This is a genomic window from Bradyrhizobium sp. Ai1a-2, assembly GCF_000426245.1.
Taxonomy (GTDB): Bacteria; Pseudomonadota; Alphaproteobacteria; order Rhizobiales; family Xanthobacteraceae; genus Bradyrhizobium.
This window is the reverse complement of sequence record NZ_AUEZ01000071.1, coordinates 1-15,440: the sequence shown is the minus strand read 5'-3', so window position 1 is coordinate 15,440 and position 15,440 is coordinate 1. Positions and strand designations below refer to the sequence as shown.

Here is a 15,440-nt window from a genome sequence, read left to right as displayed (position 1 = left end):
TCAATTGAATCCTGTCGCCCGCGCCAGCGCCGCCTCCAGGAGCGGCCGTGTCGGGCGACGGAAGCGTGCGGCGACATAGCCGTCGGGCCGCAGCAGATAGGCTGTGCCGGGTTCGGCATCGTAACGCTTGCCGACGAGACCGGCAGCATCGGCGAGACCATCGTCACCACCGATGCGGATCGTATTCACGCCATCGGGCACATCCACCGCGGCGCCGTTACCAAACTCCAGCAGCGTGAACCGCATTCCTGCGCCGATGAACGCGTCGGTCAGGAACTGCGGATTGCCGTTGCGCCCGGCAATCGGCGCGTCCGGCATCGAGGCACCGGGACGCGGCCCGCCGCGCCATGCGTCACCATCCGTCGTCGACAGCGGCGTGTCGTAGACTGAAGGCACCGACAACCGTCCGCCATTGACCATCCGCTTGCCGAACTCGGTTTCCTTCGCCAGCGCCAGCACCGCCTGGCGCAGCCGCGCCTCCTGCCGCGAGGCAGGCGCCATGAAATCGGTGGAGCGGGTGGATTCGCGGATGTTCTCGTCCGCCGCGGCGCTGCGCTCGATGTGATAGCTCTCGAGTAGCGACTCCGGCGAAAGCCCGCGCAGCACGCGGTCGAGTTTCCACGACAGGTTCTCGGCATCCTCCAGCCCGGAATTGGCGCCGCGCGCGCCAAAGGGCGAGACCTGATGTGCGGCGTCGCCGGCAAAGATCACGCGGCCGTGGATGAACCTGTCCATCCGCCGGCACTGGAATTTGTAGAGCGAGATCCACTCGAACTCGAACTTGTCGTGGCCGAGCATGCGCGCGATCCGCGGCCTCACATTCTCCGGCTTCTTTTCGTGCACCGGGTCCGCATCCGGATGGAGCTGCAGATCGATCCGCCAGACATCGTCCGGCTGCTTGTGCAGGAGTGCCGAGCGCCCGGCATGGAACGGCGGATCGAACCAGAACCAACGCTCGGTCGGGAACGCCGCGGTCATCCTGACGTCGGCGATCAGGAACTGGTCCTCGAACACCTGACCGGAGAATTCCGCGCCGACCAGCCTGCGCAGCGACGAGCGCGCACCATCGCAGGCGATCACGAAGGCCGCGCGAATACTGTATGAGCCCTCCGGCGTCTCGATCGTCAGCGCCACGCCATCGTTGCGGCTCTCCAGCGCAACCACCTTGTTGCGCCAGCGCAGGTCGATCGCAGGCAACTCGCGCACGCGATCGACCAGATAGGCCTCGGCATAGAATTGCTGCAGGTTGATGAAGGCCGGTCGCTTGTGACCATCCTCCGGCAACAGGTTGAACTGATAGAGCTGGGAGTCGCCGTGGAAAATCCTGCCGACGCTCCACACCACGCCCTTCTCGACCATGCGGTCGCCGACGCCGAGGCGGTCCCAGAATTCCAGCGAGCGCTTCGAGAAGCAGATCGCGCGCGAGCCTTCGCCGATCCGGTCGGCGTCGTCGAGCAGCACCACCGGTTGTCCGCGCTGGGCAAGATCGATCGCGAGCGACAATCCCACGGGGCCGGCGCCGACCACCACGACCGGATATTCAGCCATGTCGGCTGCGACCCGGTCCTGGTCGGGATGCCTCCGGTAGCCGAACTGGGTCTCGGCCTGCGCCATCTGCTCTAGCCTTTGCTCTAACCCTTGCCGCTTCCTCGTGGTCCTGTTAAATTAGTCTCACGTGCAACGATCTTAAACCCCCTGACGGCACCGCCGTCAACTCCCCACCGGAGGCATTTTGACGAAATCGGTTTCGAGCGGCGACATGGCGGCGACGCGATCCGAACCGGACTCGGTCGCGCCGCAGGAGGACGCGGCGGCCAAGAAAAGGCTCGACCTCTTCCACTTCATGCCGTTCCGCCTGAACCGATTGGCGGCAGAGGTGAGCTCGGCGCTTTCCGCCGAGTATCAGGCGCGCTACGGGCTCGACATCCCCTCGTGGCGCGTGCTGGCAACGCTCGGCTTCCGCCGCGATGCTTGCAGCGCACAATATATCGCTGATTGCACGCGGACGCATAAGTCCACCATCAGCCGGGCCGTCACCGCACTGATGGAGCAGCAGATCATCGAACGCGTCGAGAATGCCGACGATCGCCGCGAATTCCGCCTGCAACTCACCCGCAAAGGCAAGGTGCTGTACGAGGAACTGATCCCGCGCCTGCTCCGCAGGGAGCAGGAGATTTTTTCATGCCTGTCTCCGCAGGAGCAGCGGCAGCTCGGAAAACTACTCGGCAAGATCGAACACAGCCTCGAGCTGGTGCAAACCAGCGACGAGGCGGACGCCAAGCAAGCGTACTAGCGATTTCTCTCACCGTCATTGCGAGGAGCGAAGCGACGAAGCAATCCATGCCTCCACGCGCGTGGAGCGATAGATTGCTTCGCTTCGCTCGCAATGACGGCTGAACTAGCTGCTGCGGATCGATATGCTTCGCAAGTCAGCACCGCTACTGAACCTACTTCGCAAACGAGCGCGACGGCGCCAGATGCAGGGCATACGCGTCGACCTTGTCGCTCGCTCGCGGATAGATCTCGGCAACGATCGGATCATGCCCGGGGATGAAACGATCGGGATGCCCGGCGAGCCGCTCGACGGTTTCCCAGCCGATCGCCATGTCGCCGATGTTGTAGACGATCGGAAACGGACTGCGCTTCTGCAGATTGGCGTAGTAATGCGCCGCATCCGATGCCAGCACCACCGGACCGCGCGCGGTCTCGACCCGCACCACCTGCAGGCCGTCGGAATGGCCGCCGACGCGGTGCACGGTGATTCCAGGCGCGACCTCGCCATCTCCGGAGTGGAACGTGACGCGCTCGCCATAGACGTGGCGGACCATCAGCGTCACATGCTCGACCGAAAACGGATGCCGCAGCATGCCATTGCACATGCATCGTCCGGTCGCGTAGCTCATCTCGCGTTCCTGCAGATGGAAGCGCGCGTTGGGGAAGCGGTCGAGATTGCCGGCGTGGTCGTAATGCAGATGGGTGACGATCACGTCCCGGATCGATGCCGCCGAAACGCCAAAGCGATCGAGCGCATCGACCGGGTTGAGCGTCAGCTTACGGGCGCGCAGCGTGGCCTCCTCGGCGTTGAAGCCGGTGTCGACCAGGATGTCGCGGCCAGCTCCCCGAATCAGCCAGACGAAATAGTCGAGGTCCTGCGCCGCGGTCTCATGCGGATCGGGCGCAAGAAAGTTCATGTTCGGGGTGCGCGGCGACATCGTCGCATAGCGCAGGGCATAGATCTCGTAGGCGTTTCCCATTGGTTTCGCTTTTCTCGTTAGGTGGCCTCTTGCGCGGCAAGCAAGCCATTGTCATCCGCAAAGGTCAAATCTTGCGGGCTCGCTGCGGCTGCATGACAGGATCGCGCGAACCAATGAGTGTGACACAGTGAGAAGGCCTCACATTGTCGTCCGCGCGGCGTCGACGGAACCTGCGCTGCCGCCGGAACAGAGGCGCCTTATTGCCCTGCAGGAAGCCGCCGCGTCGCGCTTAATTGTCGCAATTAACGGTGACGGCGCAAGTGGTTGACGGCCTATGGGCGCGGTTTGATAATGCCGGTTGCGTAGAGTAAGGTCGCCGCGGCGCAGACCGGGATCGGCGTCTTTTTTGCTGGGCTGCCGCGATTATGAACATCCGCTTTGCTTTACTCCTCACATTGATTTTCGCCATCGCTTCGACCGCCCCCTCCTTCGCTGCGGGCGACCGTTTCGCTCTGGTGATCGGCAACGCCAAATATCCGGATGCGGATGCGCCGCTGAAGGAGCCGATCAATGACGCGCGCGACGTCGCCGACGAGCTCAAGCGCGACGGTTTCAACGTTGACGTCGGGGAAAATCTAACCGGCGAACAAATGCGGCGCGCCTTCGATCGACTCTACACCAAGATCAAGCCGGGCTCGGTCGTCCTGTTGTTCTTCTCGGGTTACGGGATCCAGTCCAGCCGCCAGAGCTACATGATCCCGATCGACGCCCAGATCTGGAGCGAGGCCGACGTCCGCCGCGACGGTTTCAGCCTCGAGACGGTCCTCGGCGAGATCAACAGCCGCGGCGCCGGCGTCAAGATCGCCCTGATCGATGCTTCCAGGCGCAACCCGTTCGAGCGCCGCTTCCGAAGCTTTTCAGCCGGCCTTGCGCCCGTGATCGCGCCGAACGGAACGCTGGTGATGTATTCGGCGGCGCTGTCGTCCGTGATCTCGGACAATGGCAGCGACCACAGCCTGTTCGTGCGGGAATTGCTCAAGGAGATCCGCACCCCCGACCTCATGGCGGAGGAGACGCTGAACCGCACCCGCGTCGGTGTCACCCGTGCCTCGCGCAGCGAGCAGGTGCCGTGGATATCGTCTTCGCTCGCGGAGGATTTCTCTTTCATTCCGGGTTCAGCGGCTCGGCCGCAGAGCCCACCGCCGCCTGAGCCTCCGCCGCCACCGCCGGCTCAGACGGCGGTTGCCCCGCCGGCGCCACCTGCCCCACCGTCGCCGCCTGCGCCTCCGGCGCAAACCGCCACCGCGCCGCCGCCATCCGAGCCGCAGCTGCCATTACCGTCGCCGCCAATGCCGCGACCGGCGGATATCGCCGTATCGCCGACGCCGACCCCGAAGCCGGCCGACGCGTTGGCCGATGATCCGACGATCAAGACCCTGACGGCCCGCCTCAACGACAATCCGGATGACGCAGCAGCGCTTTACCGCCGCGGCCAGGTCTATGCCAGCAAGGGCGCCTACGAGCTCGCCATCAAGGACTTCAACAACTCGCTTCGACTGAACCCCAAGGATGTCGAGGCCTACAACAACCGCTGCTGGGCCCGCACTGTCGTCGGCGACCTGCAGGCCGCGCTGAAGGATTGCAACGAGGCGCTGCGGCTGCGCCCGAATTTCGTCGACGCCCTCGACAGCCGCGGCCTCCTGAATCTGAAGAGCGGGCAGGCCAAGAACGCCATTGCCGATTTCGATGCGGCGCTGAAGCTCAACCCCAGATTGACGTCCTCCCTGTATGGGCGCGGTCTTGCCAAGAAGCGTAACGGCTCGATCGCGGAAGGGGATCTGGATATTACCAACGCCAAGGCGATGGACCCGAACATCGTCAAGGAATTCGCCGATTATGGCGTGCAGTGACTATGATTTGGGTGGGCAGTTCCGTCCGGCCTCGAACCTCGGGCGGACGTGCTAGACTAAAAATTTGAGATAAGCCGGGATCAAGCAACCGGCAGCGATTTGGCAGATCGATTTGAAACCACGCGAACAGCGCAACAGGGGCTGACAATGTTCGACATCATTGCGAAGAAAAATCTTGCTGCGATGCTTTCGGTTGCAACGATCGGCGCCACGCTTGCCCTAGGCATGGTGGCCGCCCAGGCCGGCGACAACGTCACCGAAGAGCAGATCCTCAGGGCGCTGGCGCCCGAGAAGAAGCCGTTGACCCGCGGCCTGTCGATCGGACCGAAGGTCGAACCGGCCGCCAACGCCGCCGAAGACAAGTTCGTGCAGACCATCCGCGGCCGCGCCACCCGCTCGCTGTCGTCGGCCGAGCGCGAGGAGATCGCGACCATCGTCCAGGACAAGCCCAAGATCGATCTGGAAATCAACTTCGATTACAACTCGGCCCAGATCAACGCCAAGTCGCTACCCTCCGTGCAGGCCCTGGGCCGCGCGCTGACCAATGCGGACTTGAAGGGTTCGACCTTCGTCGTAGCCGGTCACACCGACGCCGCCGGCGGCGAGGCTTTCAACCAGGACCTGTCCGAGCGCCGCGCCGAGGCTATCAAGCGCTATCTCGTCGACAAATATGGCATCAATGGTTCCGACCTCGTCACCGTCGGCTACGGCAAGAGCAAGCTGAAGGATCCGGGCCAGCCGCTGGCGGAAGTGAACCGCCGTGTGCAGGTCGTGAACATGGAAAACAAGGCAACTGCGTCCAAGTAGCTCCGTCGGGGTAAACGGCGTAGCGCCACGTGATATTTTGAGAGTAAGATGCGTCTCGCACCCCTGCGGGACGCATTTGTTTTAGCAATAGACTTCAAACAATTCGAAGCGTTCCGCTTCAGCTAAACTTCAGGTCTGGATCGATCCGGCGATGAAATTCTCCGAATACCTAAAGCCCGTGCTCGGAACAGTTTTCGTCGTCGCACTCGGCGCCGGCTACTACTGGTTCGAGCATCGCTCGCATCCGGAAGAGAAGGAAACGCCGGGCCAGGCGCTCGTCGCCGTCACCAAGTCCACCAACGCCTGCTTCTCCGACATGGTGCGCGTCACCGGCTATATCGTGCCGCGTCGCGAAGCGCAGGTCGGCGTCGACCACGAAGGCTCCAAGGTCACCGATGTCTTGGTCCGTGAGGGCGACACCGTGACCGAGAACCAGGAACTTGCGCGCCTGACCCCGCCGCCGCAACAAGCGCAGCAAGCAGCCCAGGCCGGCGGACGCGGGCCATCGCTTTCCCTGCGCGCGCCGGCCGCGGGCCTGATCACCGAGGTGCGGACCGCCGTCGGCGCCCCCGCCTCGCCGCAGGCCGGACCGATGTTCCGGATCGCGATCAACAACGAGATCGAGCTGGAAGCCGAGGTGCCGAGCATTCACCTGCTGAAGCTCAATCCGGGCGCAACCGTGCGGATCAGCCGCGACGATGCGCCCGACATGGTCGGCAAGGTGCGCCAGATCTCGCCGCAGATCGACCGCAACACCCAGCTCGGCCGTGTCAGGATATCCCTCACCAACAATCCCTCGCTGAAGGTCGGCATGTTCGCCCGCGCCAATATCGACGCCAAGCGCTCTTGCGGCGTCGCCGTTCCGCGCACCGCAATCGACCGCCTCACCTTGCAGGTGGTCAAGGGCAACACGATCGAGACGCGGAAAGTGCGGGTCGGATTGACCTCGGACACGTCAACGGAAATCCTTGAGGGCCTCGACGTCGGCGAAATCGTCGTCGCCGACGCTGGCACCTCGCTGCATGACGGCGACCAGATCAAGATCATGTTCGCCGACGAACTCGAGCGCACGCGGACACGCTAATGGCTTTGAACATCTCGGCTTGGTCGATCCGGAACCCGCTGCCGTCGATCGTCTTCTCGATCATCCTTTTGGTGCTGGGCTGGGTCTCCTTCGCCAAGCTTGCTGTGACGCGGCTGCCGAGCGCCGATATCCCCGTGATCTCGGTCGCGGTATCGCAGTTCGGCGCAGCACCATCGGAACTCGAGGCACAGGTCACCAAGACTATCGAAGACGGCGTCTCTGGCGTCGAGGGCGTCCGCCACATCTCCTCTTCGATCACCGACGGCCTCTCCGTGACCACCATCCAGTTCGCGCTGGAGACCAACACCGATCGCGCGCTGAACGACGTCAAGGACGCCGTCACCCGTGTTCGCGCCAACCTGCCGCAAAACGTCACGGAACCGCTGATCCAGCGCGTCGACGTCATCGGCCTGCCGATCGTCACCTATGCCGCGATCTCGCCGGGCAAGACGCCGGAGCAGCTTTCCTATTTCGTCGACGACGTGGTCAAGCGCGCGCTGCAGGGTGTGCGCGGCGTCGCCCAGGTCGAGCGCATCGGCGGTGTCGAGCGCGAGATCCTCGTCTCGCTCGATCCCGATCGGCTGCAGGCGGCGGGGCTGACCGCCGTCAACGTCAGCCAGATCCTGCGCGGCACCAATGTCGACCTCGCCGGCGGCCGCGCCGAGATCGGCAAGAATGACCAGGCTATCCGCACGCTCGCCGGCGCCAAGACGCTGAACGAGCTTGCCGGCACCATGATCCCGCTGTTCGGCGGCGGCGAGGTGCGGCTCGACGATCTCGGCACGGTGACCGACACCATCGCCGACCGCCGCACCTTCGCCCGCTTCAACGGCGAGCCGGTGGTCGCGCTCGGCATCAAGCGCTCCAAGGGCGCGAGCGACGTGGTGGTCGCCGCCGCGGTTCAGAAACGGATCGATGCGCTGAAGGCAGCCTACCCCGATGTCGATCTCAAGCTGATCGACACTTCGGTCGAATTCACCAAGGGCAATTATGAAGCGGCGATCTCGACCCTGTTCGAAGGTGCGATCCTCGCCGTCATCATCGTGCTGTTGTTCCTGCGCGACCTCCGCGCCACCATCATCGCCGCGGTCTCGTTGCCGCTGTCGATCTTCCCGGCGTTCTGGGCGATGGACATCCTGGGCTTTTCGCTCAACCTCGTCAGCTTCCTTGCCATCACGCTCTCGACCGGTATCCTTGTCGATGACGCCATCGTCGAGATCGAGAACATCGTACGCCATATGCGCATGGGCAAATCGCCCTACCGCGCCGCGCTGGAAGCCGCCGACGAAATCGGACTCGCGGTGATCGCGATCTCGCTCACCATCATCGCGATCTTCGCGCCGGCGAGCTTCATGTCTGGTATCGCCGGCCAGTTCTTCAAGCAGTTCGGCATCACGGTGTCGGTGCAGGTGTTCTTCTCGCTGCTTGCTGCACGCTTCGTCACGCCGATGCTGGCTGCCTATTTCCTCAAACATCAGGCGCACGAGGAGCCGCCGCCGGGTCGCGTGCTGCGAAGCTATCACAGCCTGGTCACCTGGTCGGTGAAGCATCATTACATCACGGTGGTGATCGGCTTTGCCGTCTTCGCGGCATCGATCTGGAGCATCAGGCTGTTGCCGCAGGGGTTCCTGCCCGCGCAGGACACCGCGCGCTCGCTGCTGGCGATGGAGCTGCCGCCGGGCTCGCAGCTTGCGCAAACCGAGAAGGTGACGGAAGAGATCGTCGCACGCCTGCGCAAACGGCCAGAGGTGAAAAGCATATTCGTCGACGGCGGCCGGGTTCCGCCGGGCACGCAGGAAGTGCGGCGCGCCGCGCTCATCATCAACTACACGCCGAAGAACCAGCGCAAGATCACCCAGCGCGAACTCGAGCTCTCGATCAGCAACGAGCTCGAGAACGTCCCTGACATCCGCTACTGGTTCCTCGACGAGAATGGCCTTCGGGCGATCTCGCTGGTCGTGACCGGCGTCGACAGCAATATCGTCAACAATGTCGCAAGCGAGCTTGCGACACAGATGAAGCGGATCCCGATCATTGCCAATGTGATCTCGGAAACCGCGCTCGATCGTCCCGAGCTGCGCATCCGGCCACGCTCCGAACTGGCGGCGCGGCTCGGCGTCTCCACCGAGAGCCTGTCGCAGACGATCCGTGTGGCAACCATCGGCGATGTTGGCCCGGCGCTGGCGAAATTCGATGCCGGCGACCGCCAGGTGCCAATCCGCGTTCAGCTCGAGGATAGCGCGCGCAGCGATCTGCAGATGCTGCAGCAATTGCGGGTGCCGCTCGGCCAGCGCGGCGAACGCGGCGGCGTGCCGCTGTCGGTTGTCGCCGATATCCAACTCGACCAGGGCCCGACGAGCATCAACCGCTACGACCGCGAGCGGCAGGCCACGGTCGCGGCCGACCTCGTCGGCAACGCCGCGCTCGGCGATGCCACCAAGCAGATCTATGAGCTGCCGGTGATGAAGAGCCTGCCGAAGGGCGTCAGGGTGAGCCCATCGGGTGACGCCGAAAGCCTCAACGAGCTTTCGGATGGCTTCGCGACCGCAATCACCGCCGGCCTGATGATGGTCTATGCGGTGCTGGTGCTGCTGTTCGGCACCTTCCTGCAGCCGATCACCATCCTGTTCTCACTGCCGCTTTCGATCGGCGGCGCGATCGCCGCATTGCTGCTCACCGGCAAGCAGCTGACCACGCCGGTCTGGATCGGCATCCTGATGCTGATGGGCATCGTCACCAAGAACGCGATCATGCTGGTGGAATTCGCCATCGAAGCGATCCGTGCCGGCAGTCGGCGCGAGGAAGCGATGATCGACGCCGGCATGAAGCGCGCGCGCCCGATCGTAATGACGACCGTTGCGATGGTGGCCGGCATGATGCCGAGCGCGCTTGCGGTCGGTGCCGGCGGCGAGTTCCGTTCGCCGATGGCGCTCGCCGTGATCGGCGGCCTCTTGTTCTCGACGGTGCTGTCGCTGGTGTTCGTGCCGGCGATGTTCATGGTGATGGACGACATCGGCAACGTGATCTGGCACTTCGGCAAGCGGCTGATCGTCTCGCACGCCGACGAAGAACCGCCCTCCGACCACCACGGCGAGCCGCCGGCCAAGCAGCCACCCACGATGGTCTCGCCCGCGGCGGAGTAGACGGCGCGGTCGTCCTACTCGTTCCTCGCCACTGCGTTCAGCTTGGGCATGTCGTGCAGCAGGATCCGCCCGCGCTGCAGGTCCAAAATGCCATCCTTGCGCCAGAGCTGGAGTTGCCGGTTGACGCTTTCGCGTGCGGCGCCGACGAAGACGCCGAGCTGTTCCTGCGAGATGTGAACTTCGGAACCGTAGTCCGAGGCCAGCGCACAGAGCCGCTTGGCGAGACGGACCGGCAAGGGCTGCAGCACCGATTCCTCCATCCGCTCGCTCATCCAGCGGATGCGCTGGCAGAGCAGCTCGATCAGCTTGACGGCGACCTTCGGTTCGCGCTCGAGGAAGGAGAGGAAATCCTCGCGCCGCAGCACGAACAATTCGCTTGCTTCGCCGGCGGTCGCATCCGCGGTGCGGTCCTGGCCGTCGAGGACGGCGACCTCGCCGAACAGCTCGCCGGGACCCATGAAGTTGAGCGTCAGCCGCATGCCGTCGGAAGCGCCGGTCTCGATGCGGACCTGACCGCGCCGGACCCCGAACAGGGCGTCACCGGCATCGCCCTTCTGGAACAACACCTCGCCGGCTTGGAGGTGCTGGGTGTGACAAAGACCCGCAAGCCGCTGCAATTCGTCCGCCCCCAAATCGGCGAACATCGGGTTCATCTTCAAAATGACCGCAAATTCGGCCTGTTTGCTCATTGTAATGCCTTCCACAAAAACTTCCCGCGCGGCTCGACTGCAGCCCGGATTAACAAAATTCACCCCCATTGAAGTGTGCCATAAGTCACATAAGTTTGCAGCTGCGGCGGATTATTTTGGATCGCTTTGAGCGGAAATCTGTTTCCGAGATAAACTTGTGGGGCCGGCTGCGCTGTGGCGCGGCCAGTTGCGTGACGTTTGCGCGGTCTGGAATGTCGAGATGAGAGCACTGAAAATCGCAGGCGCCGCGATCGGAGCCGTGATCGTCGTCATCGCGCTGCTTGCCGTGATCGGCATCCCCTCCAGCTTCCTGACGTCGGCGATCCAGGACCGGGTCGCGCGCGAGACCGGCTATCGGCTCGCCATCAACGGCGGCGCCAAGATCAGCCTGTGGCCGTCGCTCAACATCACGCTCAACGATATCGCGCTGCAGGATCCGAAGGACCGCGAGATCAACGACCGCCTGACCGCGAGCAGCATCCAGGCTGACGTCACGCTATCGAGTCTGTGGTCGGGTCAGCCGCAAGTCACCGACCTTCTGATCGTGCGGCCGGTGCTGACCATGCCGCTGCAGCGCGTGCGCGAGCCCAATCCGCCTGCAAAGAGCAGCGCCGGTGGCACCGGCGAGACCAAATTCGGCATCGAGCATGTCAGCGTCACCGGCGGCACAATCGTGTTCTCCAATGTGCGCGACCGCGTCGACAGCCGGATCGAGGCCGTCAACGCCGATGCGACCGTTGGCAGCGACCGCAAGATCGTCATCAGCGGTAATGCGCGGGGCGGCGGCCAGCCGCTGAAATTCGAGATCAAGGCGACCGCACCGGCGCAGCCGATCGAGCGTCAGAACATCCCGACGGAAATTGCCTTCGAAGCGCCGGGCCTGTTGCAGGCGCCGCTGTCGGCGCGAACCGAGGTGCGGCTCAACGGCACATTGGTGATGTTCAACGGCGTCAGCGGCACGCTGGGCGACGGCGCGTTCAACGGCTGGGCCTCGGTCGATATCGCCAGCAATAAGCCGCTGGTGAAGCTCGATCTCGACTTCCAGCGGCTCTCGCTGGCGATGGAGCGCGGCCGCGCGGGCACGGCGGCGCAGCCCTGGAGCAATGCCTCGTTCGACCTCATCGGACTGAACTATGTCGACGCGCAGGCGAAAATTTCCGCGGCCGAGCTCAACATCGGCGATGGCCGCTTCGCGCCGGCGGCGATCGAGGCGACGCTGATGAGCGGCGTGCTGAAGGCGCGGCTCGCCAATCTCGGCGCCTATGAGGGCAACGCCAATGGCGATCTCGCCCTCGACGTCTCCACTAGCAATCCGACCTACGCGCTCAGTGCCGATCTCAGCAATGTGCGGGCGCTGCCGTTGCTGCGCAGCCTTGCCGATTTCGACAAGATCGACGGCAGGATGCAGGCGAAGATCGCGGTGCGCTCCTCCGGCAACAGCCAGCGCGCGATCATGGGAAATATGAGCGGCACGGCATTCGTCGTATTGCGAGACGGCGCGATCCGCGGCCTCAACGTGGCGCAGATGATCCGCTCGCTGACGACGAGCCCCCTCTCCGGCTGGCAGGAGGACGATCAACTCGCGACCGATCTGAGCCAGCTCTCGGCCTCCTTCAAGATCGACAAGGGCCAGGCGGTGACCACCGATCTCAACCTGGTCGGACCGCTGGTGAAGATGACGGGCGTCGGCACCATCGATCTCGGCACCAAGATGATCGGCTTCCGCGTCGAGCCGAAGCTGGTGCTGACCACCGAGGGCCAGGGCCGCACTACCGATCCGGTCGGCCTTGGTATCCCCGTGATGATCGAGGGGCCGTGGGATGGCCCGCGCATCTATCCGGAGATGCAGGGCATCCTCGACAATCCCGAGGCCGCCTATGCCAAGCTGCGCGAGATGGGCAAGGGCCTGTTCGGGCCGAACGGCGCGCTCGGTGGACTTCTCGGCGGCAGCCAGAGCGGAACCGACACCCAGGGCGGCAGCACGAACGGCCAGGGCCAGTCCGGCCAAGGTGGCGGGCTGCTCGGCGGCCAGCTTGGCGAGACCATCGGCAACCTGATCCAGCAGGGCCTGAGCGGCGGCATCGGCCAAGGCGGAACCCAGCCGCAGCGCCCGAGCCGCAGTATCCCGCCTGCCCAGCCGCAGCAGCCTGAGCCGCAGCCCCAGTCCGCCCCACCTGCGCCGCCGAGCGACAGCGGCGAGACGCAGGACAGCCAGGCGATGAACGAAGTGTTGCGACAGCTCTTCAATCGCTAGGGCGCCCGACCGCCTCCTCGCGCCACGACCGGCAATCCTTGCGTAATCCGTGCTAGAACGGGGGCCGAACGCGGCCGTGACACCGTTTTGCCGCGGGAAGGATTTGCGCGCACCCGGCAAAGGGGGTGCACGAGGGCTTTGATGAGCGCCGTGAAGGACAAGACCCGGTTCCTGCGCGAGGGCCTGTTCGCCAAATATGTCAGCGCGCTGGTCGGCTTGGTCGTGTTCGTGCTCGCGGTCAACGGCGCGATGGAGACCTGGATCTCCTACCGCGGCATCAAGGTGGCGCTCACGGATGCGATGAGCGAGAAGGCCGACGCCACTGCCCGCCGCATCGAGCAATCGATCACCGAGCTGGAGCGGCAGATCAGCTGGGTCACCCGCGCCTCCACCACCACGACCGAGCAGCGCCGGGCCGACTACGCCCAGCTCTTGGGCCAGGTGCCGCAGGTGATCCAGCTCACCCAGGTCAACGGCTCGGGCCGCGAGACGCTGCGGCTGAACCGCCAGACCGTGACGGTCGCAAGCAACACCGACTTCACTCGCGACGCGCGCTTCACCGACACGCTGACGCGCGGCACCAACTATGCCAGCGCCACTTTCCGCGACGGCCACCCGTCGATGTCGATCGGGCTGGCACATTCCGGCTTCAACGCCGGCGTCACCATCGCCGAGATCGACCTCGGCTTCCTCGCCGGCCTGCTCGGCGACACCCAAGTCGGCAAGTCGACCTTCGCCTATGTCGTCGACCCCAGGGGCCGCGTGCTGGCGGCATCCGCCAACGGGCCCGAGATCGGCAAGGACCTGTCGAAGCTGCCGCAGGTCGCCGCGATCCTCGCTTCCGGCGGCGCCCGGCCCGCGACAGGCAAGGATGTCGACGGCAATACGGTGCTGACCACCTCGCGCGCGGTGCCCGCCCTCGGCTGGTCGGTGTTCTTCGAACAGCCGACCGCGCAAGCCCTGGCGCCGATCCGCGACCAGCTCGCCCGCATCGCGCTCCTGATCGCGCTCGGCCTCGTGGTCGCGATCATTGCCGGCACGGTGCTGGCGCGGCGGATGCTGGTGCCGATCACCGCGCTGCGCGCCGGCGCGCATCGCTTGGGTGCCGGCGATTTCGGCCACCGCATCGACGTCAAGACCGCCGACGAGCTGGAGGAGCTGGCGCAGCAGTTCAACAGCATGGCCGCGCAACTGCAGGAGACCTACACCGACCTCGAAGCCAAGGTGAAGGAACGCACGCGGGACCTCGAAGCCGCGCACTCCATCGTCCGCGAGCAGGCCGACAAGCTCAAGCAGCAGACCGAGCAGCTCAAGGACTGGAATCGCCACCTCGAGGAGCGCGTCGAGACCCAGCTCGGCGAGATCGAGCGCATCCGCCGCCTGGAGCGTTTCCTCGCGCCGCAGGTCGCGCAACTGATCGCCTCCTCCGACGGCCACGACTCTCTTCTGGATAGCCACCGCCGCGAGGTGACCGTGGTGTTCTGCGACCTGCGCGGCTTCACCGCGTTCACCGAGAGCACCGAGCCGGAAGAGGCGATGAACGTGCTGCGCGAATATCACGCCGCGCTTGGCGAACTGATCTTCCGCTACGAGGGCACGCTCGACCGCTATGCCGGCGACGGCGTGATGGTGCTGTTCAACGCGCCGATTCAATTCGCCGACCACACCGCGCGCGCGGTGAGGATGGCGGTCGAGATGCGCGACACCGTGGGCGGCCTCACCGAGCGCTGGCGCAACCGCGGCCACAATCTCGGATTCGGCATCGGCATCGCGCTCGGCTATGCCACGCTCGGCCAGATCGGCTTCGAGCAGCGGCTCGAATATGCCGCGATCGGCAGCGTCACCAACCTCGCCTCCCGCCTCTGCGCCGAGGCCAAGGCCGGCCAGATCGTGGTCAGCCGCCGCGTCTACGGCATGGTGGAGAAGCTGGTCGAGGGAAGGCCGATCGACGACCTGCAGCTGAAGGGATTCAATCACCCGGTGCTGGCCGCGGAGATCTTGCGCTGGAAGGGCGAAGCCGAACAGGCGGCGGCGGAGTAGCTCGCCGCGCAGTAGGCCGCTTGCGCCGCTGCCGGGCTCCCTCTCCCGCTTGCGGGCAGGGCTATCGCATATGGCTGAGGAGCTGCATGAGGAAAGCATCGTCCCAGCCGGCACGTTTGATCTTGAGACGGATGGATTTGCGATCGGGGTGGGTTCGCAGGAGATTGAGGGCGAGCCGACGCAGAATGGCCAAGTTCTCCGGCGCATGATCCTTTCGCGCGCGATTGCCGTCTTCGGCGAAGTGGACGTCGAGCACCCAATGGAGCTGGTTCTCGATGGCCCAGTGGCTGCGCGTAACGTGGAGCAGCCGTTTGGGGGA

11 protein-coding genes are annotated in these 15,440 nt (G+C 64.8%); 7 read left to right on the top strand and 4 right to left on the bottom strand.

Annotated elements, in window-relative coordinates:
• Positions 1-1,614 carry an FAD-dependent oxidoreductase gene (locus tag K288_RS0133070; RefSeq protein ID WP_027583405.1) on the bottom strand — a complete coding sequence of 538 codons (1,614 nt, stop codon included), beginning with the start codon at positions 1,612-1,614 and terminating at the stop codon, positions 1-3.
• A gap of 229 nt (positions 1,615-1,843) precedes the next feature.
• Here K288_RS0133070 and K288_RS0133065 point away from each other — a divergent pair, with 229 nt between their 5' ends.
• A complete protein-coding gene (locus tag K288_RS0133065; protein ID WP_244443346.1) occupies positions 1,844-2,293 on the top strand; it encodes a MarR family transcriptional regulator in 450 nt (149 codons plus the stop codon).
• Between the two features lie 154 nt (positions 2,294-2,447).
• Here the strand turns inward: K288_RS0133065 and K288_RS0133060 are convergent, their stop codons facing one another.
• Positions 2,448-3,254, bottom strand: a complete 807-nt coding sequence (locus K288_RS0133060; protein ID WP_027583403.1) for an N-acyl homoserine lactonase family protein — start codon at positions 3,252-3,254, stop codon at positions 2,448-2,450.
• 365 nt (positions 3,255-3,619) lie between these two features.
• Between K288_RS0133060 and K288_RS0133055 the strand changes: the two genes are divergently transcribed.
• The 4 genes from K288_RS0133055 (at position 3,620) to K288_RS0133040 (ending at position 10,138) form a co-directional block, all read left to right on the top strand.
• Positions 3,620-5,104, top strand: coding sequence for a caspase family protein (locus K288_RS0133055; protein ID WP_027583402.1), 1,485 nt, complete (start codon positions 3,620-3,622; stop codon positions 5,102-5,104).
• Between the two features lie 147 nt (positions 5,105-5,251).
• Positions 5,252-5,911 carry an OmpA family protein gene (locus tag K288_RS0133050; protein ID WP_027583401.1) on the top strand — a complete coding sequence of 220 codons (660 nt, stop codon included), beginning with the start codon at positions 5,252-5,254 and terminating at the stop codon, positions 5,909-5,911.
• Between the two features lie 151 nt (positions 5,912-6,062).
• Complete coding sequence (locus K288_RS0133045) at positions 6,063-6,995, top strand: efflux RND transporter periplasmic adaptor subunit (RefSeq protein ID WP_027583400.1); 933 nt, start codon at positions 6,063-6,065, stop codon at positions 6,993-6,995.
• Positions 6,995-10,138, top strand: a complete 3,144-nt coding sequence (locus K288_RS0133040; protein ID WP_027583399.1) for an efflux RND transporter permease subunit — start codon at positions 6,995-6,997, stop codon at positions 10,136-10,138. The genes K288_RS0133045 and K288_RS0133040 overlap by 1 nt, the downstream gene beginning before the upstream one ends.
• Positions 10,139-10,152: 14 nt before the next feature.
• Here the strand turns inward: K288_RS0133040 and K288_RS0133035 are convergent, their stop codons facing one another.
• Positions 10,153-10,827, bottom strand: a complete 675-nt coding sequence (locus K288_RS0133035; protein WP_027583398.1) for a Crp/Fnr family transcriptional regulator — start codon at positions 10,825-10,827, stop codon at positions 10,153-10,155.
• A gap of 220 nt (positions 10,828-11,047) precedes the next feature.
• On the opposite strand from K288_RS0133035, the gene K288_RS0133030 reads away from it, so the two are divergent.
• Both K288_RS0133030 and K288_RS0133025 read left to right on the top strand, forming a co-directional pair.
• The gene (locus K288_RS0133030; protein WP_027583397.1) at positions 11,048-13,081 is read left to right on the top strand and encodes an AsmA family protein; all 2,034 of its coding nucleotides are present in this window, start codon (positions 11,048-11,050) and stop codon (positions 13,079-13,081) included.
• Positions 13,082-13,222: 141 nt separating this feature from the next.
• On the top strand, positions 13,223-15,121 hold the full coding sequence (locus K288_RS0133025) for an adenylate/guanylate cyclase domain-containing protein (protein WP_027583396.1): 1,899 nt from the start codon (positions 13,223-13,225) through the stop codon (positions 15,119-15,121).
• Positions 15,122-15,182: 61 nt separating this feature from the next.
• Here the strand turns inward: K288_RS0133025 and K288_RS51040 are convergent.
• The coding region (locus K288_RS51040) for an ISAs1 family transposase (RefSeq protein ID WP_152535779.1) at positions 15,183-15,440 on the bottom strand (258 nt) is incomplete at its 5' end.